Below are 22,260 nucleotides of genomic sequence, written 5' to 3'. Positions count from 1 at the left end.
AAACAGGCGCTGGCATTCAGCGCAGGATAACGTTGACTTTCGCGGGCTTGATATTGACGAGGATCCGCCCGCCGATCGGCGTCCTGACGCTCGGATGGACGCGCGCCAGAAGCTTCGCCTTGCCGACATTGACGATGTAGTCGACGCATTCGCCGAGGAAGACCTTGCTGTCGACGATGCCGTCGAGGACATTGCCCGAAAGGCTCTCGCCCTTGTCCGGTTCGACGAGATGGATGTTCTCCGGGCGCACGGCGACCGTCAGATTGTCCTTGAGGTCAAGCGCCTCTTCGGCGCTGACATCGATCTTGCCGGCCGGCGTCTCGACGGCCCAGCTGCCGGTCTCCTGGCCGCGACCGAGCACCTTGCCCTCAAGGAAGTTGCTGGAGCCGATGAAGTCGGCGACGAAGCGGGCGGCGGGCGCCTCGTAGATTTCGCGCGGCGTGCCGAGCTGGACGACCTTGCCGGCATTCATCACCGCGATCTGGTGCGACAGCGCCAAGGCCTCCTGCTGATCATGCGTGACGTAGAGCGTTGTCAGGTTAAGTTCGCGCTGCAGCCGCTTCAGCTCGAAGCGCATCATCTCGCGCAGCTTGGCGTCGAGGTTCGACAGCGGCTCGTCGAGAAGCAGCAGGCGCGGCTCCATGATGAGGGCGCGGGCGAGCGCCAGGCGCTGCTGCTGACCGCCGGAAAGCCTGGTCGCTTCGCGGCCGGCGTAGTCGCCAAGAGCGACGGCGTTCAGCACGCGTTCGACTTTCTCCTCGATCTGCTTCTTGGAGAATTTCGTCTTGCCGACGTGCAATGGGAAGGCGGCGTTCTCGAAGACGCTCATATGCGGCCAGATAGCGTAGCTCTGGAAGACCATGCCGAAATTGCGATGGTTGGGCGCCATGAAGATGCCCTTGCCGGCGGCGAAGACCGGCTTGCCATCGACGGTGATCGCGCCCTTGACGGGACGTTCGAGGCCCGCGATCGAACGCAGGGTCGTGGTCTTGCCGCAGCCCGAGGGACCGAGCAGCGTAAAGAGCTTGCCCTGCGGCACCTCGAAGGACACGTCCTGGGCAGCCTTGACGACCTTGCCCTTGCCATCCGCATATTCCGTGCTCAGACCCTGCACACTCAGCATGGTATTCTCCTCACATTCCCTGCCGGTCGGATCATCGATCCGATAATTTCTATCAGGCCGGCGCTGGCGCCCTGCCCGTTCATTTTACTGTCGCATTGAAGGTATCGCGCCACTTGGCGAGCTGATCCAGCATCTTCGCCCCGTCGACGACCTGGACGTTCAGGCCTTCCGGCAGCGGCACCAGCTTAACATTCGTGGGCGTGAAGCCGCGATCGGCGAGAATCTTCTGGCCGTCGGTCAGCGTGAATTCCTGGAAGAGCAGCGCGGCGGCGGGATGCGTCGCCGTCTTGGCAACACCGAGGCCGTTGACACGGGCGACGGAGGGACCGAGCTTCAGCTTCTGGATCGGCGCGCCGTCCTTGTTCATCTGGTCGACCTTGTAGAGGTAATTCGTCAGCGACACCGGCACTTCGCCGGAGACGACAAAGTTGGTCAGCAGCGTATGACCCTTGCGGAGCGAAATGCCGTTGGTCTTGGCAAGCTTCTGGAAGAAGTCTAGACCCTGCTGCTCGCTCGGGAAGCTCTGGTCGATCGTCGCCAGCCAGTCATAGGCTTCGGCTTCGAGACCGATCTTGCCGGACCACTTGGGATCGAGCAGATCATCCCAGCTCTTCGGCACGTCGGCGTCGGAAACGAGCTGCGTGTTGTAGGAGGCAGTGATGATGTTCAGGCGGCTGCCGACCCACTCCTTGTGGGCAGGGACGGCCTGCGGGAAGATATCGGCCAGGGTGGCCGAATTGACCGGCTCGAAAACCTTCTCGCGATGCAGGGCCTCGAGTTCCGGCCCGTTCGTCTCAATGATGTCGGCATCATAGCGACCGGCCTTGATCTCGGTGACGGCACGGCGCAGCACGTCCTCCGAGCTGCCGCGCCAGGTGGTGACCTTGATACCGTATTTGGCGGTGAAGGCATCGGTGATGGCGGCGACGTCCTCGACCGGCGTTGCCGTATAGAGCGTCAGCTCGCCTTCCGCCTTGGCCGCCTCCGCTAGCTTCTCCAAGCGGTCGGGGCCGTTGTAATTGGCGAGGTCAGCAAGGCTCGACTGCGCATAAGCAGAGCCTGTGGCAACGGCTCCCAGCAGCGCCATTCCGCCAAGCAAGCGGATGGCCGAAGTCATTTTAAACGATCGCAACATTTTCTCCTCCCGAGTATTCGGTTTGATCGCCGATGGAATTACTTGAACGTCTTTTCGAATTCGCCGCGCCAATCGCCCAGGTTATCAAGGGCGGCACCCGGATTGATCACCTTGACCTGCATGCCTTCAGGCAGCGGCGCGATCTTGATATTGGTCGGCGTAAACTGTCTCTCCGCCAGGATCTTCTGTCCTTCAGTGAGGGTGAAATCCTGATACAGGATCGCGGCATTTGGATGGGGCGCTGTCCGCGCCACGCCGAGGCCATTGATGCGGGCAATAGCCGGGCCGATCATGAACCGCTTGATCGGAGCACCGTCCTTTTCCATTTGCGCGACCTTGTAGAGATAGACCGTCAGGCCGAGCGGCACCTCGCTGGAAACAACGAGATTGGTCAGCAGGGGATGGCCGTTGTAGAGTCCCGGATGATCGGTCTGCGATAGCTTGCGGAAGAATTCCATCCCCTTTTCTTTGGACGGAAAGGTTCCGGCGGCCGTCGCGAGCCAGTCATAGGCAACGGCCTCGACGCCGAGCTTGCCGGCCCATTTCGGATCAAGCAGTTCCTCCCATGTCTTCGGAAGGTCCGCTTCGCTGACTGCATTCGTGTTGTAGGCCGCGGTGATGATGTTCAGCCGGCTGCCGATCCATTCGTGATGAGGCGGCACGGCATCCGGAAAGATGTCCGCAAAGAGCGGCGACCGGATCGGTTGCAGTAGCTTTTCACGATGAAGCGCCTCGAGTTCCGGTCCGTTCGTCTCGATAACATCAACATCATGACGTCTGGCCTTCAACTCGCCGACGGCACGCCGCAGGACGTCTTCGGAACTGCCACGCCACAAGGTCACCGGTATGCCGTACTTGGCTTCGAATGCCTTGGTAATGACGGTCACGTCCTCGACGGGGGTGACGGTGTAGAGCGTTAGAGCGCCCTCCTGCTTTGCGGCGGCGACCAGCTTGTCCATCCGATCAGCGCCGGTATAGCCGGCGATCTGGTCGATGCTGGACTGGGCGTGGGCCCCAGTGGCCAAGGCGGCGGCAGCAATGGTTCCCAATAGCATCCCACAGCGCCAGAGCCGCTGCACATTCTTCATGAATTCAGGCATTTTCTCCTCCCATGCCAATCCTCGAGGCTTCTCCTCAAGCCTCCTTGACGCCGAAGCGTTTGCCGACCCACTGGGCCAGCATGACGATCGTGAACAACACCAGGATCATCATCACGCCGAAGGCCGAGAGTTCGACATACTGGCCGTTCTGCCAGAGCTCCCAGATCACCACCGAGACCACCTCAGAGCCGGGGCTGTAGAGAAGGACCGAGCTCGACAGTTCACGGATCGAGACGACTACGATGTAGATCCAGCCCGCCACCAGGCCTGGCTTCAGGAGCGGTAGGACGATGCGCCAGAAGCTCTGGCCCCAGGAGGCACCGCTCATGGCGGCGGATTCCTCAAGATCCTTGTGGATCTGCAGCATCGACGTCGTGTTGTAGCGAATGCCGTAGGGCATGAAGCGGGTGAGATAGGCGATCAGGATGATCCAGGTCGTGCCGTACACGCCGATATCCAGATAAAGATAGAAAATCATAATCGACAGGCCGAGCACGAGACCGGGGAAGACCATCGGCAGCGAGGCAAGGTTGTCGAGCAGCCAGCGGCCCGGCAGCTTGGTGCGAATGACGATCCATGAGATCACCGCTGTCAACAGCATCAGGCCGGTCGCCGCGCTGAAGGCAAGGATCGCACTGTTCCAGACCGCCTGGCCGACAGCCGGATAGTTGATGACGGTCACATAGGCATTCAAGGAAAGCCGGTGCATCGCGCTCCAGGAGGGCACGCTGTAATATTTGTTCAGGGACGACCAGAGAAGCACCAGGAACGGCAGGATAATCACCAGCACCATGTAGACGACGATCAGGACGGCGGCAGGAACGCGCCACGGGCCAAGATCGAACGGCCGCGGGCGAAAACCCTTTCCGGTGACTGTTGAATATTTGCTGCCCTTGGTCGACAGCCGCGACTGGAAATAAATGCCGAAGGAGGCAATCACCAGAAGAAGGATCGCATAGGACGAAGCGAGGCCGACATTGCTCGGATATTCGCGGATCGCGTCATAAATCGACGAGGTGAAGACCTCGATGCCGACGGGAGTGCCGAGCAGCGCAGGGACCTCGAAGGATTCGATCGAGCGCGTGAACATGATGAAGAAGGCTGCGACCAGCGCCGGCCAGACAAGCCTCAGCGTGATCCGGAAGAGGATCTGCCAGATCGAAGCACCGGACATCAGCGCCGATTCCTCGAGCGAAGGGTCCATGGCGCGGAAGGCCGCCGACATCAGCAGGAAGGCGACCGGCGAATAATGCAGGCCCTCGACCCAGATCATCCCGCCCATCGAGTAGATGTTGAAAACCGGCCCGGCGATGCCGAAGGTATTTTTCAGGATGAGATTGAAGAGGCCGATCTGCGGGCTCGCCATCATGATCCAGGAGACGGTGAAGAGGATCGACGGGATGACGAGCGGCACGATCGAAGCCGCATAGAAGAGCATCTTGAAGGGTGTGTTCGTTCGCTCGTTCAGCCACGCGAAGAGCGTGCCGATCGTCAGCGACAGACAGGCCGTGCCGGTCGCGAAAATCACCGAATTGCGGAACAGCGGCAGGATGCGGCTATCGCTGAAGGCCTTTGTGTAATTATCGAGGGTGAAGACGGCAGGCACATCGCCTGCCGCCGGGGTCATGAAGCTCTGCCAGATCAGAAAGACGAGCGGCACGAGGGCGAGCCACGCGACGGCGAGGATCACGGCCGCGATGACCAGCCATTTCGCGTTGATCCTCGCAAGGGGTCCATGGTTTTGCGCCATCTTGGTGTAAGTACTTTCCTGCAATGACATGAAGGCCTCCCAACCGACGTCTTTCCTCCGGGTCCGTCAGGACCCGGCCGGTACAGCGAGGTTATCCTTATGATAACCGGCAATGCGCTGATAGTTTGTGGAGAGCTGCTCGAGATCTTCACGGCTAATGACGTCGTCAATATGATCGAACGGCTTGTCCTCGGTGCGCAAGAAGACTTCGCGCAGGATCGCATCCGGCGGATTGGCGCGGTTTGTCAGCACGACCTTGGCGGTTGCCGGGCGGCGGATCGCCTCATAGGAATGCATGGCCTTGATCGGATCGCCTTCACGGACGAGCGCGTCGGTCAGCGCGCGGCAATCGAGGATCGCCTGGGCCGAGCCATTCGCGCCGCGCGGATACATCGGATGGGCGGCATCGCCGAGCAACGTCAGGCGACCGAAGGTCCACTGGTCCAGCGGGTCCTGGTCGACCATTGGATATTCGAGGATCGCATCGGCGGCCTTGAACATCGCCGGGCAATCGAGCCAGTCGAATTTCCAGTCCTTGACGACGTCGAAGAAGTCTTCGAGGCGACCCGGCTTGTTCCAGTCGCGCTGAGACTTGTACTTGTCGGTTTCGATGTCGACGACCCAGTTGATGAGCTGATTGCCTTCGGCGTCGATATCGTCGCGGATCGGGTAGATCAGCACCTTGGCGGTGTTGAGCCAGCCGACGCGCACCATGCTGGCGCCGGTCAGGAACGGCTTCCAGCGCGTGACGCCGCGCCACATGTTGATGCCGGAATAGCGCGGCGGACCTTCGTTCGGATAGAGCTGCTTGCGGATCCTGGAGTGGATTCCCTCGGCGCTGACGACCATTTCGGCCTTGACGGACGGCCGGGCCGAACCGTCGCGCGGATCGACGAAATGCAGGGTCACGCCGCTGTCGTCCTGGTCGAAGCCGGTGCAGGACCAGCCGGTCATCAGGCGGTCAGCGCCGATGCGCTGCTTGAAGGCCTCGACGAGGACCATGTGCAGGTCGCCGCGATGGATGGAGAATTGCGGCCATTCGTAGCCGGCATGGCGACCCGTCGATTCGGTGAAGATATGCTGGCCGTGGCGGTTGTAGAAACCGGACTCGCGGGTCGTGATGGCGACCTTCGCAAGCTCTTCCTCGAGGCCGAGCTGGCACAGTTCGCGGGAGGCATGCGGCAGAAGATTGATGCCGACGCCGAGCGCCTTCAGCTCGGGCGCGGCCTCGTAAACACGGGATGGGATCCCTTTTTCGTGCAGCATCAGAGCAAGCGCCAGCCCCCCGATCCCACCACCAACAATCGTGACTTCCATAGTCAACTCCAAATGTCCTGGCCGGGAAACCCGGCAAAGTTCGAGTAGGGCATCGTCCAACAGGATTGAAAAATGCCGATGTCGCTTCAGATGAAGGCTGCAGGCAATGGAAACCCGTTCGCCGAAGCAACGCTTCGACAGCGGCAGTTATTCCAGATTTTGCCGATCATCCTCCGATAGGCACCGGTTGCTCTTTCATCGCCCGAACCACTCGCGCGTCCTCACTCGAAAGAACCATCCGATGTTGGAAGGACCCTAGAAACAAAATTGACATTCATCAAATAGATAGATTTTTTGAGGTCATAGCGAAAACAGATGACTGAGGCCCCTCACCGTGAAGCACTCAAGTGCGGCTGGCCTGCCCCTTGCTATAGGGCACGTGGCTTCGATCCCGTCGCTCGCACTATCATGCCCGAGGGCACCGACTTCCGGCAGCAACGTCCATTGGCCTTTATCATCTCTTGCGAATGTGCTTGTATGCGCGCGCCAGAAGGACCGCGGTTGGGGCTGCGCATAGTTGTAAGCTAGTCTTGTGGGAGTATGGCAATGGTTTACGATTGGGATGGCACGAGAGCTCGACGTCTCAAATTGTTCAGGGCAGGAACGGCGTACATGATCGCGATTGCGGTCGTCGGAATACCGCTTCTTTTCTTCGCAGCAAAGCTGCACAACCTCTACGGCTGAATTGGCAAGTTCGTTGCCCGGTATAAGCAGGCGTGACCCAATGGCCGCGCCTGCTAGTGAGGACTGATTTAGCCGAGCTTTGCAGCGATCTTGGCGACGTGAGCGCCCTGATACTTGGCTGCCTCAAGCTCGATCGCGGAAGGCTGGCGGGATCCGTCGCCATCAGTAATGGTGGATGCGCCGTAGGGCGAACCGCCCTTGATTTCATCAACGCCCATCTGGCCCTGGAAGGCATAGGGAAGACCGGCAACGACCATGCCCTGGTGCAGGAAAGTGGGGATGAAGCCGAGGATGGTGGATTCCTGGCCGCCGTGCTGCGTGGCCGAGGACGTGAACACAGAGCCCACCTTTCCGACCAGCTTGCCGGTGAACCAGAGGCCGCCCGTCTGATCCCAGAAATTGCGCATCTGCGAAGCAACGGTTCCGAAGCGCGTACCCGCACCGACGATGATCGCGTCGTAATCGGCAAGTTCGTCGACCGTGGCGATCGTGGCAGACTGGTCCATCTTGTAGTGCGACGCCTTGGCAACCTCGGTAGGAACCAGTTCCGGAACGCGCTTGACGGTGACGTCCGCGCCGGCCGACTTTGCGCCTTCGGCGACGGCATATGCCATGGTTTCGATGTGGCCGTAAGCCGAGTAGTAGAGCACGAGTACCTTAGCCATTTATCTAACTCCATCAATTGCGTTTGAATTCGTGAACGTGCGGAGTTGTAGCAGCGGTGTGTGTCGAACATAGCCCCGTAGGGCAGAACGCACTGTTCAATGGTCATAGACGAAAACTTGCTTGCAGCCATTTCGCAAGTTGGCGGCAGCGACACGGTTTGCAAGACTGGAGAAGGGCACTACCTATGTGGGAACGCAAATGCTCGGAAATTTCCAATGACCAATGAGACGATTGTCACCGCCGCCATGCTTGCCATTGGCGACGAACTGTTATCCGGCCGCACCAAGGACAAGAATATCGGTCACCTGGCTGACATGCTGACGCTTTCCGGCATCGACCTCAAGGAAGTGCGCATCGTCGGCGACGAGGAGAATGCGATCGTCGAGGCACTCAACGCGCTGCGCACAAAATACGATTACATCTTCACCTCGGGAGGTATCGGACCGACCCATGACGACATCACCGCCGATGCCGTATCCGCAGCGTTCGGGGTGCCTTGCGAATACGATGCTGATGCAATGAACCTGCTCGGCGAGATGTACGCGCGCCGCGGGCTTGAGTTTACGGAAGCCCGAAAGAGAATGGCTCGCATGCCCAAACGGGCGCGCCATATCCCCAACCCGGTCTCGACCGCACCCGGGTTCGTGATCGGCAACGTTCATGTCATGGCTGGCGTGCCGCAGGTCTTCCAGGCCATGGTCGACGCGGTCATCCCGACATTGCGGACCGGCACGCGAGTGCTCTCGCTCGGTATCTCCTGCCCTTACGGGGAAGGCGACATCGGCACACCGCTTGCTGCCATCCAGAAAGCTCATCCGGAGACGAGCATCGGCTCCTATCCCCGCTATATTGGCCAGGCGTTCTCAACGGAAATCGTCGTCCGCGGACGCTCACAGGATGCGGTCGATGCAGCGGGAGATGATGTGCGCGCTATGATCGAGTCCATCCGCCAATCAAAGGAGGTGGCTGAAAACCGCTCGGCAGAGGCGTAGCATGGAGGAGATCCCGGCTCGCCGTTGATATGCATCAAAGAACCGGCGCCCTCGCCGGCGCATTCTCGTTGAAAATTAGTCGATTTCATCCGCCTAAGGAGAATTGCCGATGTCCTACAAAACCATACTTGCCATTCTCGATACCGTCGATAACGCCACCGCCGTGGCCGATTTTGCGTTTGCCATTGCCGCACAGACCAATGCCTACGTTATCGGACTTCATGCAGAGACCGTCGCGGTCGTGCCGCTCGTAGCACCGATGGAGATACCCGACCCGGTCGCCGTGCAGGCACTGCAGGACATGGCGCGTGCCCAAACGCTCGAAATCGAACGCATCTTCCGCAAGAAGGCGCAGGCTGAAGGTATTTCCCATGAATGGCGCAGCTTCGCCTCATCCACCGGCTACGGCTCGGCGCCGTTGATCGAAAGTGCCCGAAGCGCCGACTTGCTCATCGCCTCGCAGGCCGATCCGGTGAAGCCGTCCGACAGTCACGTAGACATCGACAACTATCTCTTCGAAAGCGGTCGCCCGGTTTTGATGATTCCTTTTGTGATGCGCCAGCCGAAACCGATCAAGCGTGTCCTCGTCGCATGGAACGGCTCAAGGGAGGCCGCGCGTGCGGCGTTCGATGCCTTGCCCATCCTGAGGGCCGCCGACGAAGTCGAGATTTTCTCCGTCGATCCAGTCGACAATGCACTCCAGTCTGCGGCCGTCGCAGGCGCCGACATCGCTGCGGCTCTTTCCCGTCACGGCGTCAAGGTAACTTTGGCAACAGCGCAAAGCGTTGATAAGTCCGCGTCGGCCGTCATCGAAAATCGCCTCTCCGACAGCAGCATCGACCTGCTCGTCATGGGCGCTTACACTCATTCGCGTCTCTGGCAGTTGATCTTCGGCGGCACCACGAGAACGCTGCTGCAGTCGATGACGGCCTTGACGCTGCTGTCGCGATAGGAATCGTGAAAGGCTTGCGTTTTGCCCACGGAATCCGTTAATTGCGGCGACCGATGACGAGCTCCGGCTTCGGTCCTCCTCTCGCGCAGTCTGGGCTGGGCGATTTGCGTTTGGCCGATCGCGGAATGCCTTGTCCGGCCGCCGACAAACGGCGTGTCATCATTCATGCCGCGGAGCAAACCCATGTCTCTTCCCGATAAAGCCTTTCCCGTTTCCTGGGACCAGTTCCACCGCGACGCGCGGGCGCTCGCTTGGCGTCTCGCTGGGCTCAAGCGCGATTTCAAGGCGATCGTCTGCATCACGCGCGGCGGTCTCGTACCCGCAGCAATCATCTCGCGCGAACTCAACATCCGGCTGATCGAAACTGTCTGCGTCGCCTCCTACCACGACTACGTGAACCAGGGCGAAATGATGCTCCTGAAGGGCATTGCGCCAGAGCTGACCGCTGACCAAGGCGAATCCGTCCTTGTCATCGACGATCTTACCGATACGGGCAAGACCGCCTCCGAAGTTCGTTCGATCCTTCCCAAAGCACACTTCGCCTGCGTTTATGCGAAGCCCCAGGGAGTGCCGACGATCGATACCTTCGTTACGGAAGTCAGCCAGGACACCTGGATCTACTTCCCGTGGGACATGGGGTTCACCTATCAGGAACCGATCTCCAAGGCCGGCCGCGGCTGAGCGCCATCCACGGCGCAACCCAACAGATTGGCGACAATTTCAGATTGTACAAATCTTTGTTTAACTAACCCATCGGATTCCGCTATCGCGTCGCCCGCGCTGACCTTATCCTTCAAAGCAATTCCCACGCGGCAACGGTGTCGCGTTGCGGACTTGCATTAGAGGTAAAGTCGCGGGGCGCGACCTTTGGAATGAACATGACGCGTTGGGGCTATGTCGAGATAGCGGCGGCTTTCGGTTTGTGTCTCTGTCTCTCGCCTTTGACCGCTTCGGCGGAGCCGGCCTATGTGTCGGTCGTGCGGAAATATGTCGAGACAACAGTCAAGCCGATGGTGAATGTCGCGATCGTCAGGAAGGCGATCGAAGCTCAGAATACCAAATTCAGCAAAATCAGCGACATGGACATCCAGGTGCTGGATAACACCTATCGGTCCGAAGTTCTGGCCGGCGGTTGGCAGATGGTGAGGCAACTGCTCAACAAACCGGTGTCGCGATACCTCAAATCCAAGCAGGATGATTCGCAGGGCGCCATCGTTGAATTCTTCGTGACCGATCGCCACGGACTAAATGTCGGCCAGGGCACGATAACCAGCGACTATTGGCAGGGCGACGAAGACAAGTTCCTGAAAACATTCGGAAGACAGTCCGACGACATATTCATCGATCGCGCCGAGCGCGACGAGCAGACACAATTGCTAGAAACGCAGGCAAGTTTCGTCATCAAGGATGAAAACGGACAGCCTATAGGCATCGCAACAGTGACGATTGCGATCGACGCATTGTGATTGAATTTAGCGTCAACGAATCGGCTGCCGCATTTGGCCGGCAAAAGCTGCAACCAAATCAACACGGTCGCAACTTTTCTTAGATTTTTTACGCTCCGGGACGACGAAAGCTCGCAACCCATTGAATTTCTTGGACGACTTTCTTTTCCCCATTCTCCACAGCCCGATCCACAATATGTTGTGGTGAACGCTTCATTAAAAACAACCTCTTGACGGAATCGCCCGATTCAAACTTAATAGGTTCCGATGTTGCGACGGCAGTTGGACCGGAATTAACGAGGCCGGTTCCCTCCAAAAATCGAGCGTAGAATCAGGGTGTTGTGTCCATGAAGGGCGACCGCCATGAGGGGTTTCGTGCGCGATTTTTATCTTCCGAAAAAGTGACATCCGGGGCTGGCGATAATAAGCTGTTAATACTATATTTAGTGTTTGCAGCCACGATCACTACAAGATACGGGAGAAGCATCTCCGGATGACACTCCTGTGAAAATACGGAAACGAGAACTGGCTGCGCTCCTCACGGCGCCGCCGGAGGTGGAAACTTGCGCCTTGGTCGACGGGGACGGGGCGCGCAAGCTAGAGGTTAGAGAAATGCGCATAGAACGCCGTTTCACGAAGGCAGGACAAAGCGCTTACGCGGACATCGAATTCCGCAAGGCGACGAGCGAGATCAAGAACCCAGACGGGTCGATCGTATTCCGCCTCGAGAACATCGACGTTCCGGCGCAGTTCTCCCAGGTCGCCGCCGACATCCTGGCGCAGAAGTATTTCCGCAAGGCCGGCGTTCCCGCCAAGCTGAAGAAGGTCGAGGAAAACGAGGTTCCTTCCTTCCTGTGGCGTTCGGTTGCCGATGACGCTGCCTTGAAGGATGTTGCGAAGGACCAGCAGTACGGTTCCGAAACCGACGCGCGCCAGGTCTTCGACCGTCTTGCCGGCACCTGGACCTACTGGGGCTGGAAGGGCGGCTACTTCTCGTCCGAGGAAGACGCCCTCGCCTTCAAGGACGAACTTGCCTACATGCTTGCCACCCAGCGTGTTGCCCCGAATTCCCCGCAGTGGTTCAACACCGGCATGCACTGGGCCTATGGCATCGACGGCCCCGGCCAGGGCCACTTCTATGTCGACCCCTTTACCGGCAAGCTGACGAAGTCGAAGTCGGCCTACGAACATCCGCAGCCGCACGCCTGCTTCATCCAGTCCGTTGAAGACGATCTTGTCAACGAAGGCGGCATCATGGACCTGTGGGTCCGCGAAGCCCGCCTCTTCAAGTACGGCTCCGGCACCGGCTCCAATTTCTCCTACCTGCGTGGCGAAGGCGAAAAGCTGTCCGGCGGCGGCCGTTCTTCCGGCCTGATGAGCTTCCTGAAGATCGGCGATCGGGCTGCCGGCGCAATCAAGTCGGGCGGCACGACGCGCCGTGCGGCCAAGATGGTGGTCGTCGACATCGATCACCCTGATATCGAGGAGTATATCAACTGGAAGGTGAAGGAAGAGCAGAAGGTTGCTGCTCTCGTCACCGGTTCCAAAGTTGTCGCCAAGCACCTCAAGGCAATCATGAAGGCTTGCGTCAACTGCGAAGCCGACAATGGCGACTGCTTCGACCCGAACAAGAACCCTGCCCTGAAGCGCGAAATCCGCGCTGCCAAGAAGGACCAGGTTCCTGAGAATTACATCGGTCGCGTCATCCAGTTTGCCCGCCAGGGCTACAAGGACATGGAATTCAAGACCTACGACACGGACTGGGATAGCGAAGCTTACCTGACCGTATCCGGCCAGAACTCCAACAACTCCGTCTCGATCAAGGACGACTTCCTGCACGCAGTTGAAAACGACGGCGACTGGGAACTGAAGGCCCGCAAGGACGGCAAGGTCATGAAGACCTTGAAGGCGCGCGACCTGTGGGAATCGATCTCCTACGCCGCATGGGCCTCGGCCGATCCGGGCCTGCACTTCAACACGACGATGAACGACTGGCACACCAGCCCGGCCGCCGGCCCGATCCGCGCATCCAACCCGTGCTCGGAATACATGTTCCTCGATGACACGGCCTGCAACCTTGCCTCGCTGAACCTCATGCAGTTCAAGGATGCCGCCACCAAGCGCATCAACATATCAGACTACGAGCATGCGGTTCGCCTGTGGAGCGTTGTTCTCGAAATCTCCGTGATGATGGCGCAGTTCCCGTCGAAGCGGATTGCCGAGCTCTCTTACGAATATCGCACGATCGGCCTCGGCTACGCCAACATCGGCGGCCTGCTGATGTCTTCCGGCATTCCCTATGACAGCGACGAAGCCCGTGCCATTGCCGGCTCCCTGACCGCGATCATGACCGGCATTTCCTACGCCACCTCGGCTGAGATCGCCTCCGAGCTCGGACCGTTCCCGATGTTCGCGCCGAACCGCGAAAACATGCTGCGCGTCATCCGCAACCATCGCCGCGCCGCTTACGGCGAGACGTCTGGYTATGAAGGCCTGTCGATCAACCCGGTCGCGCTCGTCCACTCCGAGAACCCCGACCAGGATCTGGCGGCTCATGCCAAGAGCGCCTGGGACAAGGCTCTCGAACTCGGCGAAAAGCACGGCTACCGCAACGCCCAGGCAACCGTCATCGCGCCGACCGGCACGATCGGCCTCGTCATGGATTGCGACACAACCGGTATCGAGCCTGACTTCGCACTGGTGAAATTCAAGAAGCTCGCCGGCGGCGGCTACTTCAAGATCATCAACCGCGCCGTTCCGGAAGCCCTGCGCACGCTCGGCTACTCCGAGAGCCAGATCGCCGAGATCGAAGCCTACGCTGTCGGCCACGGCAATCTGAACCAGGCGCCGGCCATCAACCCCTCGACGCTGAAGGCCAAGGGCTTCACCGACGATAAGGTGGAAGCCGTCAACGCCGCGCTGAAGTCGGCCTTCGACATCAAGTTCGTCTTCAACCAGTGGACGCTCGGCGCCGACTTCATGAAGACGACGCTGAAGGTTTCCGACGAACAGCTTGCCGACATGAGCTTCAACCTGCTCGAGTACCTCGGCTTTGCCAAGAAGGACATCGAAGCTGCCAACGTTCACGTCTGCGGCGCGATGACGCTGGAAGGCGCACCGTTCCTGAAGAACGAACACCTCGCCGTCTTCGATTGCGCCAACCCTTGCGGCAAGATCGGCAAGCGTTACCTCTCGGTCGACAGCCACATCCGCATGATGGCTGCTGCCCAGCCGTTCATCTCGGGTGCGATCTCCAAGACGATCAACATGCCGAACGACGCGACGGTCGACGATTGCAAGAGCGCCTACATGCTCTCATGGAAGCTCGGCCTGAAGGCAAACGCTCTCTACCGCGATGGCTCCAAGCTGTCGCAGCCGCTGAACGCCTCGCTGATCGAAGACGAAAGCGATGAGGACGCACTGGACGATCTGCTGCAGCAGCCGGTCGCCGCCCAGGCCGTCACCATCACCGAGAAGATCATCGAGCGTGTCGTCGAACGCGTCACCCGCGAGCGGGAGAAGCTCCCGAACCGCCGCCAGGGTTACACCCAGAAGGCCGCCGTCGGCGGACACAAGGTGTACCTGCGCACCGGCGAATTCGGCGACGGCCGTCTCGGCGAGATCTTCATCGACATGCACAAGGAAGGTGCGGCCTTCCGTGCGATGATGAACAACTTCGCGATCGCCATCTCGCTCGGCCTGCAATACGGCGTGCCGCTCGAAGAGTATGTGGAGGCCTTCACCTTCACCAAGTTCGAACCGGCCGGCATCGTCATCGGCAACGACGCGATCAAGAACGCCACGTCGATCCTCGACTACGTGTTCCGCGAACTCGCCGTCTCCTACCTCGGCCGCCACGATCTGGCGCATGTCGATACGTCCGACTTCTCCAACACGGCGCTCGGCAAGGGGATCCAGGAAGGCAAGACGAACCTCGTCTCAACCGGTTGGACCCGCGGCTACAAGCCGACCCTGGTAACGGGCAACGAGCGTCAGGCAGGCGGGGAGCCGAAGGGTGCCGCGACGGCAGCCCCGGCGCGCGCTTCCTCCGGCGCCACGGTGACCTCCTTTGCGGGTGCTGCCGCCCGCAAGATCGAGCCGACGCTTGCCGTCTCCTCCTCTGAAATCGTCGCCTTCAAGCGCGACTACGAGGAGCGGGCAAAGGAACTGGCCGAAGAGATCGCCGAGGAAGTGGCCGAGGAGATCGCAACCGAGACCCAGCAGCAGGCAACCGCCCTCTTCTCCGACAAGGCCGCCGCCGACGCGGCATCGGCCAAGACGGAGGCCAAGAAGGTCGAAGCCGAACGCCGCGCCCGCTCCATCATGCAGGGCTACACGGGCAACATGTGCTCCGAATGCCAGAACTTCACGATGGTCCGCAACGGCACCTGCGAGAAGTGCGACACCTGCGGCGCGACGAGCGGCTGCAGCTGATAACCGGCAATTCCGGCGGTTGGTGATGATGATAGCTTTCACCCCTCACCCGCCGGAACGTTGTCCGACCCAGGTCGGGAACTTGACGCGAAGACAAAAGTCAAAGAGCGGCCCTTGGCCGCTCTTCTGCTGTGATCAACGGCAACCTCGGCAAGTGACCGCCGGCGAAAGCGCCTTCTTCCCACGCGGCATTCCGCACCAGCTTATGAACCCGAGCGACAATCATTGCAGGCACGTCCTGATCGACACCCCTGCTCTCTTCGATCAGTTTATCAAGGAAGACGGACCTGACGAAGTCTTCGGGCCACCGACTGCGAAGGGAATTGAGCGTCTGCAGGCGGCCTGCCCCAGGTTCGGCATCACCCGCTCTCGAACTGCCCAACGCCTCAGTAAGTCAACGCCAGGCCCAACGGCATAACCAGGGCCCAGCTTAATGTTGAGGCCCAATTCGAGGGCTCCACGCCAGACCAGCCCTCGAAACCGAGTTGCTTCTATACGGGCGCGTTACCGGCGCTATCCGTCCGCAGGGGTGTTATACACGCAAGCATCACTGCCATTCTTCAACATGGCATCTTCCCTTCTTCTTGATTTTGGTCAAATTACCGTTGTCTCGCAGCGCCGCTAACGTCGCGTCATGACGAGGACGTAGAGGGGCGGCGACGCGAGTCAGGCTTTGCCCGACGCCCGACAATATGGGCACCGGCAGGATGCTTGCGTGCCTTTACCACCAAAGCAATCACATCCAGAAAGAGGACTTCATCATGCCATTCATCAAGACCACGGACGGAACCGAAATCTTCTACAAGGATTGGGGTCCAGCCACCGCCCAGCCTATTGTTTTCCATCACGGCTGGCCGCTCAGCGCTGACGATTGGGACGCGCAGATGATGTTCTTTCTGGACAAGGGCTATCGCGTGATTGCCCACGACCGGCGCGGCCATGGCCGTTCCAGCCAGACGTGGCAGGGCAACGAGATGGACACCTATGCCGCCGACGTCGCGGCCCTCACAGATGCGCTCGATCTCAAGAATGCAATCCATGTCGGCCATTCGACCGGCGGCGGTGAGGTTGCCCACTACGTCGCCCGCGCAAAGCCCGGACGCGTCGCCAAGGCGGTGCTGATCGGCGCCGTGCCGCCGATCATGGTCAAGTCGGACAAGAACCCCGGTGGCCTGCCGCTCGAGGTCTTCGATGGTTTCCGTGCCGCGCTCGTCGCCAACCGCGCGCAGTTCTTCCTCGACGTGCCCGCAGGCCCGTTCTATGGCTATAACCGCCCGGGTGCCAAGGTCAGCCAGGGTGTTATCGAGAACTGGTGGCGGCAAGGCATGATGGGTGGTGCAAAAGCGCATTACGATTGCATCAAGGCCTTCTCCGAAACTGATTTCACCGAGGATCTGAAGCAGATCACGGTGCCGACGCTCGTCATGCACGGCGACGACGATCAGATCGTTCCCTATGCCGACTCCGCACCGCTGTCCGTCAAGCTCTTGAAGCACGGCATACTGAAGACCTATGCCGGCCTCCCGCACGGCATGTGCACGACGCATCCGGATGTGATCAACGCCGATCTGCTGGAATTCTTCCTGGACTGAGATGTTGGCTCGACCGCCGGCCTTCTGATGGAACGGAGGCAAGACAACACTCGCAGGCGGGTCCTCTTCGCCCCGCCTGCGGCACGCCGGATTTTCTCTTCAAGGGAGGCGCTTGTGATAACGCGAGATACCATTTCGGACGGCTGGTCCCGCCGCGATCTGCTGAAGTTGACGGCCGCGGCAGCAGCGATGCTCGCGTCACGTAGCGCCGTCGCAGCCGACTTCCACCGCTTCAAGCATGGCACGTTCGACATCACGGTCGTCAGCGACGGTTTTCTCACGCTCCCAGTCGAGATCTTGTTGCCCGACGCCACGCCTGACGAGCGCAAGGCGATCATGCCTCGGCTGGGCGGAAGTTCGGCGGCCGCTCCGGTCCAGGCCAACATCCCGCTGATCCGCCATGGCGACGACCTGATCCTTATCGACACTGGCTCGGGTAACCGCTTCCAGGCCAGCGCGGGCAAATTGGCCGCAAACCTGCAATCGCTTGGGATCGCGCCCGAAGCGATCACCAAGGTGGTTTTCACCCATGCCCATCCGGACCACTCCGGTGCGACGACGACGGCCGATGGAAAGGTGCTTTATCCGAACGCCCAGTATTTTGTCAGCGAAGCCGAGTGGGACTTCTGGACCCACAAGGACTTTGAGATGCACATGCCGTCGGCGCTTCATGATTTTGCGCGAGGCGCGCAACGTGACCTGTTTTCGGTCAAGGACCGGCTGACGCTCTTGCGCCCGGATCAGGAGATCATTCCCGGAATGCGGATTTTGGAAACCCGCGGCCATACGCCGGRCCATGTCTCGATCGAACTGGCGGGCGACGGCGGCCTGCTGATCACAGGCGACGCCTGTACCAACGACGTGATTTTCTTCGAGCATCCCGCCTGGCATTTCGGCTTCGACACCGAACCTGAGATCGCGCTGAAAAACCGCCAGATGCTGCTCGATCGCGCCGCGAGCGAAAAGCTCAAGATGCTCGGCTATCACTGGACCTATCCGGCCGTCGGATATGCCGAGCGCAAGGATGCCTCCTACCGATTTCTGCCGGCTTAGGATCGCCGAATTATCGCGCCTCGGCGGTTTCCTCGAGCGCGGCAGATTGCTGCGGCAGTTCTTCCGCAATCTCCTCGGCAACGGCTGCAAGATCGAGGTTGCCCCAGATCGACGCTGACTGGCGACGTTCTGGGCGGCGGGAGGATTTGACTTCGACGACGAACGGCTTCGACTGAGCGCGCATGAGTTTCCTATGAAGAGGCGTTGAACGAATCCATCAACGCCCCAAGCCTATGAAGCGTTCCGCGCTTGCGCAAGGTCGCCATTCGCTTTGAATCCAGCCTCACACAGGCCAGACCGCGACGGAACAAGCATATGGCGAGCCGCGTTTCGGCCTTTCAATCTGCATGGAGCCTCTACGCAAATTCCTGCGAAAAGTCCTTGAAGGAACGATCGATGTCGATTACCTACCACGTCGCCGAACATGATGGCGCCTGGGCCTACCGCCTGGACGATGTCTGGTCGGAAACTTTCCCAACTCACGAAGAAGCATTGGCAGCGGCTAAACATGCCGCGGAGCGACAAAAGCTCGGTGGCCAGGATGCGGACATTACATATCAGCGTGCAGACGGCAGCTGGACAACGGAACGGTCGAACGGAGGCGACCGCCCCGAGGCCGATGTCGTCGATGACGCCAAGGAAAAAGACTAGGAATGACTATCAAAGAACGCTTTTTGAAGCAGCAGCATGCGTGGATGCTCGGCGCATGCTATTCCCGGAAACATCCCGACTTTCATCGCTTTGGCGGCGTCGATGTTTCGATCTCGCCTCGCTGGAAAGACAGCGTTGAAACCTTCGTCAATGATATGATCGACACCCTGCCGCGCAGCCTCTCCGAGCGCCGGATGGCACTGAGAAACCCGCGCCGCCCGTTCGAACCCGGGAATGTGGAATGGGTATTCGCAAGCAAGCATTACGGCCTTCGCGCTCCTGACGGCACACGGCCCGACATAGCGGACGCTCGCGCGCGCCGCGTATAAACCGCTATTTACTCGTTACAATCTTCGCCGGCGGAAACATGGCTAGGGCCTTCTTTCGCCGGCGAACTGTTTTATGGCGGCAGTAGTCACCCCGAAATCACCAGTTAGTGACGACATGCAAGCCGCTTGCATGACCATCCGTTCGGTGCCCCAGTCGTTGGCTGCCGCGCTTGACGACGTATGTTGCACTCCGGGCCAGTTCGCAGTGCCGCTGAATTCAGTGCGACCGGTGCCGCGCGTTCCTCGTCACCACAATCACAACAAGTCCGACGACGACAGCCAGCGCGCCCCAATAGACCCATGACGTCTGGTTGATCATAAAGCTTTCCGCCGGGTAGGGAAAATAGCCGCTACCCTGCCCCATCCAGACCAGCCCGATAAGGATCAGCACGCCGGCGATACAATAGGCGATCTTCACCATTCAATGTTCCTCCACCATACCAGTTGCGTAACGTCATGCACCCGTCGCGGACGCAGTGCTTCGAGGGAGCGCTCTGGCACGCCTTGACGACCTTACTCTTTCGGGAAATCGGCTCCCAGGCTCGTTTCGCGCCATTCCTCGATCTGCGCCAGCCGTTCGCGCAGCTTGTTGGTGACGTTGTTGTAGCCAAGTTCGCCAAGCACGACATGCCGCGGTGGGTTCTCCACTTCCGTGATCCGGATCATCGCCTCGCCAGCGCGCACGGGATCGCCGGCTTGCTTGCCGCTGTATTCAGCTGTTTGCCGCATGCGGGCTGCCGCGGTTTCGGCGTAGTCCGGAATTGTGCTCTTCGTCTGCCGGAGTGACCGGCCCGCCCAATCGGTGCGGAACGGACCGGGCGCGACGCAGGTCACCTTGATGCCGAGCGGCCTGCCCTCGGCGTGAAGTGCATCGGAAAAACCCTCCACCGCGTGCTTGCTAGCGGCATAGAAGCCGGAGCCAGGAAAGCCGATAAAGCCGGCAACCGAGGTGATGTTGATGATGTGGCCATGCCGGCGCCGCCGCATACCGGGCAGGACAGCGCGGGTTATCGCAAACAGGCCAAAGACGTTCGCCTCGAACTGATCGCGGATTTCCTGCTCTTCCGCCTCCTCTACCGTTGACTGGTAGCCATAGCCGGCATTGTTGACCAGCACGTCGATGCGGTCGAAACGCTGCTCGGCGGCCGCGACTGCCGCTTTGACCTGAGTCGGATCGGTCACATCGAGATCCAGCGCCAGCGTGTTCGCTTCATGAGCGGTTGCCAGATCGGCAACGCGCGCCTTGTCGCGCGCCCGTCACGACCGTCGGCCAGCCGCGGGCAATGGTGAGTTTCGCAAGCTCACGGCCGAAGCCGGTTGAGCAGCCGGTGATGAGCCAGACGGGAGACTTGTCCTGAGACATATGATTTTCCTGATGCTGTCGGGGACGCCTGAATGGGCGAGAGCGGATTTAGGGCCGCCGCCTGACATTTCCAGCGAATGACTACGCCGAAAACTGCGTGGATCAGGACAAGCCTGCGCGCCCGATCGGACGCGCAGGCGATAGGAGACTTACTGGAGTGTACGCGTGTGGATGTCCTGGCCGAGCGCGACGCTAGGACGGGCCTGCGTTCCAGCGGCCACGCCGTCGAGGCCCGTCGCCACTACGGAGACGCGGAACTTACCGTCCAGGTTGCGATCAAAGATCGCTCCAACAACGATATCGGCTTCATCCTGGACCTCGTCGCGGATACGGCTTGCCGCCTCGTCCACTTCGAAGAGCGTCATGTCGGAGCCGCCGGAAATCGAGATCAGCACGCCCCTGGCACCCTTCATGGAAATATCGTCGAGCAGCGGGTTGGCAATGGCAGCCTCCGCGGCCTTCATCGCGCGCCCCTCACCCGAAGCCTCGCCGGTGCCCATCATTGCCCGGCCCATGCCGCGCATGACGGACTTCACGTCAGCGAAATCGAGATTGATCAGGCCTTCCTTGACAATCAGGTCGGTGATGCAGCCAACACCGGCATAAAGCACGCGGTCGGCGGTCATGAAGGCATCGGCGAAGGTGGTCTTTGCATCGGCGATGCGGAAAAGGTTCTGGTTCGGGATGACGATCACCGTATCGGCCGCCTCGCGAAGCGCCTCGATACCGGCATCAGCGGTCTTCATGCGGCGATTGCCTTCGAACGTGAACGGCTTCGTCACGACTCCGACTGTCAGGATGCCAGCGTCGCGAGCAACCTTGGCAATAACAGGTGCAGCACCTGTGCCGGTGCCGCCGCCCATGCCTGCGGTGACGAAGCACATGTGGGAACCGGCCAGATGGTCCATGATCTCGTCGATCGATTCTTCTGCAGCTGCGCGGCCGACTTCCGGCAGTGAGCCGGCGCCCAACCCTTCGGTCACATGGGCGCCGAGCTGGATACGGCGGGGTGCCTTGGAGGTCGCCAATACCTGTGCATCGGTGTTGGCCGCAATGAAATCGACGCCTTCGAGATTTTCCGCTATCATGTTGTTGATGGCATTGCCGCCGCCGCCGCCGACACCAATTACTGTAATTCTGGGGCGCATTTCGGAAATTCCGTTCTTGGCGTTCGACATCGCAATCTCCTTCGTGCGTTTTCGTCGTGGCTCCACCTCTTATGGAGCCGAATCGAGCATTAGCGTAGTGGCGCAACAAGGCAGAGCCGGGGCGAAAGAACAAGATGAAGCGTCCTTGAAACTTTATCCGGAACCTTTTTTGCATTCGCGCTTTATTTTGAATCATCCCCTGTCAGAGAGAGGAGTACCGTGCAGATGATCACGCCAGCCACCCGCCACTCAGTTACCCCTCCCAACGAGCATATTCTTACGGCTCAAGAGGCCTTAGAACCACTGTTCCTCAAGATCGAAGAGGAGGCCGAAGTCCGGATGATCGCCGCGGCCATCCGTGCGGGCTGGTCTGCCGAAGATGCCGTGGCGGCCATCGACCAGCTTCGCCGGAACGAACTTATTCCCGGCAGCGGCCACTAAAACCTTTCGGCGGCTTCAAAATATCACTCGCCTTGAGAAATGGATGACCTAAGTTCAGCGCGACCACCAATCGCGGAAACAACGT

19 protein-coding genes and 1 pseudogene are annotated in these 22,260 nt (G+C 59.9%); 10 read left to right on the top strand and 10 right to left on the bottom strand.

What is annotated here, in order from left to right:
• Positions 1-16: 16 nt before the first annotated feature.
• The 6 genes from AC1DE4_RS13210 to wrbA form a co-directional block, all read right to left on the bottom strand.
• The gene (locus AC1DE4_RS13210) at positions 17-1,123 is read right to left on the bottom strand and encodes an ABC transporter ATP-binding protein (protein WP_025660000.1); all 1,107 of its coding nucleotides are present in this window, start codon (positions 1,121-1,123) and stop codon (positions 17-19) included.
• A gap of 79 nt (positions 1,124-1,202) precedes the next feature.
• Complete coding sequence (locus AC1DE4_RS13205) at positions 1,203-2,258, bottom strand: ABC transporter substrate-binding protein (RefSeq protein ID WP_477881552.1); 1,056 nt, start codon at positions 2,256-2,258, stop codon at positions 1,203-1,205.
• 38 nt (positions 2,259-2,296) lie between these two features.
• Positions 2,297-3,358 carry an ABC transporter substrate-binding protein gene (locus tag AC1DE4_RS13200; RefSeq protein WP_025659998.1) on the bottom strand — a complete coding sequence of 354 codons (1,062 nt, stop codon included), beginning with the start codon at positions 3,356-3,358 and terminating at the stop codon, positions 2,297-2,299.
• 34 nt (positions 3,359-3,392) lie between these two features.
• Positions 3,393-5,138 carry an ABC transporter permease gene (locus AC1DE4_RS13195; RefSeq protein ID WP_025659997.1) on the bottom strand — a complete coding sequence of 582 codons (1,746 nt, stop codon included), beginning with the start codon at positions 5,136-5,138 and terminating at the stop codon, positions 3,393-3,395.
• A 36-nt stretch (positions 5,139-5,174) separates the two neighbouring features.
• Positions 5,175-6,425: a flavin-dependent oxidoreductase gene (locus tag AC1DE4_RS13190; RefSeq protein WP_037215894.1), complete on the bottom strand. Its 1,251-nt coding sequence runs from the start codon at positions 6,423-6,425 to the stop codon at positions 5,175-5,177.
• 752 nt (positions 6,426-7,177) lie between these two features.
• Positions 7,178-7,774: an NAD(P)H:quinone oxidoreductase type IV gene (gene wrbA / locus AC1DE4_RS13185; protein ID WP_477881548.1), complete on the bottom strand. Its 597-nt coding sequence runs from the start codon at positions 7,772-7,774 to the stop codon at positions 7,178-7,180.
• A 216-nt stretch (positions 7,775-7,990) separates the two neighbouring features.
• Between wrbA and AC1DE4_RS13180 the strand changes: the two genes are divergently transcribed.
• From AC1DE4_RS13180 to AC1DE4_RS13150, 7 genes are all read left to right on the top strand, one after another.
• Positions 7,991-8,767, top strand: coding sequence for a competence/damage-inducible protein A (locus tag AC1DE4_RS13180; RefSeq protein ID WP_025659994.1), 777 nt, complete (start codon positions 7,991-7,993; stop codon positions 8,765-8,767).
• A gap of 109 nt (positions 8,768-8,876) precedes the next feature.
• Positions 8,877-9,719, top strand: coding sequence for a universal stress protein (locus AC1DE4_RS13175; protein WP_025659993.1), 843 nt, complete (start codon positions 8,877-8,879; stop codon positions 9,717-9,719).
• Positions 9,720-9,902: 183 nt separating this feature from the next.
• Positions 9,903-10,400: a xanthine phosphoribosyltransferase gene (gene gpt / locus AC1DE4_RS13170; protein WP_025659992.1), complete on the top strand. Its 498-nt coding sequence runs from the start codon at positions 9,903-9,905 to the stop codon at positions 10,398-10,400.
• A 197-nt stretch (positions 10,401-10,597) separates the two neighbouring features.
• Positions 10,598-11,185, top strand: a complete 588-nt coding sequence (locus AC1DE4_RS13165) for a hypothetical protein (RefSeq protein WP_025659991.1) — start codon at positions 10,598-10,600, stop codon at positions 11,183-11,185.
• A gap of 591 nt (positions 11,186-11,776) precedes the next feature.
• Complete coding sequence (locus AC1DE4_RS13160; protein WP_025659990.1) at positions 11,777-15,598, top strand: vitamin B12-dependent ribonucleotide reductase; 3,822 nt, start codon at positions 11,777-11,779, stop codon at positions 15,596-15,598.
• Between the two features lie 761 nt (positions 15,599-16,359).
• Positions 16,360-17,190, top strand: a complete 831-nt coding sequence (locus AC1DE4_RS13155; protein ID WP_025659988.1) for an alpha/beta fold hydrolase — start codon at positions 16,360-16,362, stop codon at positions 17,188-17,190.
• 189 nt (positions 17,191-17,379) lie between these two features.
• Positions 17,380-18,243 (top strand): MBL fold metallo-hydrolase, encoded by an 864-nt coding sequence (locus tag AC1DE4_RS13150; protein WP_477881564.1) that lies wholly within the window; start codon positions 17,380-17,382, stop codon positions 18,241-18,243.
• A gap of 10 nt (positions 18,244-18,253) precedes the next feature.
• Here AC1DE4_RS13150 and AC1DE4_RS13145 read toward each other — a convergent pair whose 3' ends face one another.
• A complete protein-coding gene (locus tag AC1DE4_RS13145) occupies positions 18,254-18,427 on the bottom strand; it encodes a hypothetical protein (RefSeq protein WP_477881544.1) in 174 nt (57 codons plus the stop codon).
• A gap of 212 nt (positions 18,428-18,639) precedes the next feature.
• On the opposite strand from AC1DE4_RS13145, the gene AC1DE4_RS13140 reads away from it, so the two are divergent.
• Complete coding sequence (locus tag AC1DE4_RS13140) at positions 18,640-18,894, top strand: DUF2188 domain-containing protein (RefSeq protein ID WP_025659986.1); 255 nt, start codon at positions 18,640-18,642, stop codon at positions 18,892-18,894.
• 2 nt (positions 18,895-18,896) lie between these two features.
• Complete coding sequence (locus AC1DE4_RS13135) at positions 18,897-19,223, top strand: hypothetical protein (RefSeq protein WP_477881542.1); 327 nt, start codon at positions 18,897-18,899, stop codon at positions 19,221-19,223.
• 217 nt (positions 19,224-19,440) lie between these two features.
• On the opposite strand, the gene AC1DE4_RS13130 is transcribed toward AC1DE4_RS13135, so the two are convergent.
• From AC1DE4_RS13130 to ftsZ, 3 genes and pseudogenes are all read right to left on the bottom strand, one after another.
• Positions 19,441-19,644, bottom strand: a complete 204-nt coding sequence (locus AC1DE4_RS13130; protein WP_018856994.1) for a hypothetical protein — start codon at positions 19,642-19,644, stop codon at positions 19,441-19,443.
• Positions 19,645-19,736: 92 nt separating this feature from the next.
• Positions 19,737-20,586: pseudogene (locus AC1DE4_RS13125) on the bottom strand (oxidoreductase).
• Between the two features lie 149 nt (positions 20,587-20,735).
• Positions 20,736-21,764 (bottom strand): cell division protein FtsZ, encoded by a 1,029-nt coding sequence (gene ftsZ / locus AC1DE4_RS13120; RefSeq protein ID WP_025659984.1) that lies wholly within the window; start codon positions 21,762-21,764, stop codon positions 20,736-20,738.
• Between the two features lie 195 nt (positions 21,765-21,959).
• On the opposite strand from ftsZ, the gene AC1DE4_RS13115 reads away from it, so the two are divergent.
• Complete coding sequence (locus AC1DE4_RS13115; RefSeq protein WP_029792471.1) at positions 21,960-22,175, top strand: hypothetical protein; 216 nt, start codon at positions 21,960-21,962, stop codon at positions 22,173-22,175.
• Positions 22,176-22,260: the final 85 nt, after the last annotated feature.

Source organism: Rhizobium sp. 10N414 (genome assembly GCF_056394785.1).
The sequence above is the reverse complement of the archived record's forward strand: the minus strand, read 5'-3'. Positions and strand labels throughout refer to the sequence as shown.

What these genes read in the sequence shown, in the direction of transcription:
- AC1DE4_RS13180 (WP_025659994.1), top strand. Translation starts at nt 7,991, where the DNA reads ATGACCAATGAGACGATTGTCACCGCCGCCATGCTTGCCATTGGCGAC.
- gpt (WP_025659992.1), top strand. Translation starts at nt 9,903, where the DNA reads ATGTCTCTTCCCGATAAAGCCTTTCCCGTTTCCTGGGACCAGTTCCAC.
- AC1DE4_RS13135 (WP_477881542.1), top strand. Translation starts at nt 18,897, where the DNA reads ATGACTATCAAAGAACGCTTTTTGAAGCAGCAGCATGCGTGGATGCTC.
- AC1DE4_RS13205 (WP_477881552.1), bottom strand. Translation starts at nt 2,258, where the DNA reads ATGTTGCGATCGTTTAAAATGACTTCGGCCATCCGCTTGCTTGGCGGA.
- AC1DE4_RS13165 (WP_025659991.1), top strand. Translation starts at nt 10,598, where the DNA reads ATGACGCGTTGGGGCTATGTCGAGATAGCGGCGGCTTTCGGTTTGTGT.
- AC1DE4_RS13190 (WP_037215894.1), bottom strand. Translation starts at nt 6,425, where the DNA reads ATGGAAGTCACGATTGTTGGTGGTGGGATCGGGGGGCTGGCGCTTGCT.
- AC1DE4_RS13115 (WP_029792471.1), top strand. Translation starts at nt 21,960, where the DNA reads ATGATCACGCCAGCCACCCGCCACTCAGTTACCCCTCCCAACGAGCAT.
- AC1DE4_RS13130 (WP_018856994.1), bottom strand. Translation starts at nt 19,644, where the DNA reads ATGGTGAAGATCGCCTATTGTATCGCCGGCGTGCTGATCCTTATCGGG.
- AC1DE4_RS13155 (WP_025659988.1), top strand. Translation starts at nt 16,360, where the DNA reads ATGCCATTCATCAAGACCACGGACGGAACCGAAATCTTCTACAAGGAT.
- AC1DE4_RS13175 (WP_025659993.1), top strand. Translation starts at nt 8,877, where the DNA reads ATGTCCTACAAAACCATACTTGCCATTCTCGATACCGTCGATAACGCC.
- AC1DE4_RS13195 (WP_025659997.1), bottom strand. Translation starts at nt 5,138, where the DNA reads ATGTCATTGCAGGAAAGTACTTACACCAAGATGGCGCAAAACCATGGA.
- ftsZ (WP_025659984.1), bottom strand. Translation starts at nt 21,764, where the DNA reads ATGTCGAACGCCAAGAACGGAATTTCCGAAATGCGCCCCAGAATTACA.
- wrbA (WP_477881548.1), bottom strand. Translation starts at nt 7,774, where the DNA reads ATGGCTAAGGTACTCGTGCTCTACTACTCGGCTTACGGCCACATCGAA.
- AC1DE4_RS13210 (WP_025660000.1), bottom strand. Translation starts at nt 1,123, where the DNA reads ATGCTGAGTGTGCAGGGTCTGAGCACGGAATATGCGGATGGCAAGGGC.
- AC1DE4_RS13140 (WP_025659986.1), top strand. Translation starts at nt 18,640, where the DNA reads ATGTCGATTACCTACCACGTCGCCGAACATGATGGCGCCTGGGCCTAC.
- AC1DE4_RS13200 (WP_025659998.1), bottom strand. Translation starts at nt 3,358, where the DNA reads ATGCCTGAATTCATGAAGAATGTGCAGCGGCTCTGGCGCTGTGGGATG.
- AC1DE4_RS13145 (WP_477881544.1), bottom strand. Translation starts at nt 18,427, where the DNA reads ATGCGCGCTCAGTCGAAGCCGTTCGTCGTCGAAGTCAAATCCTCCCGC.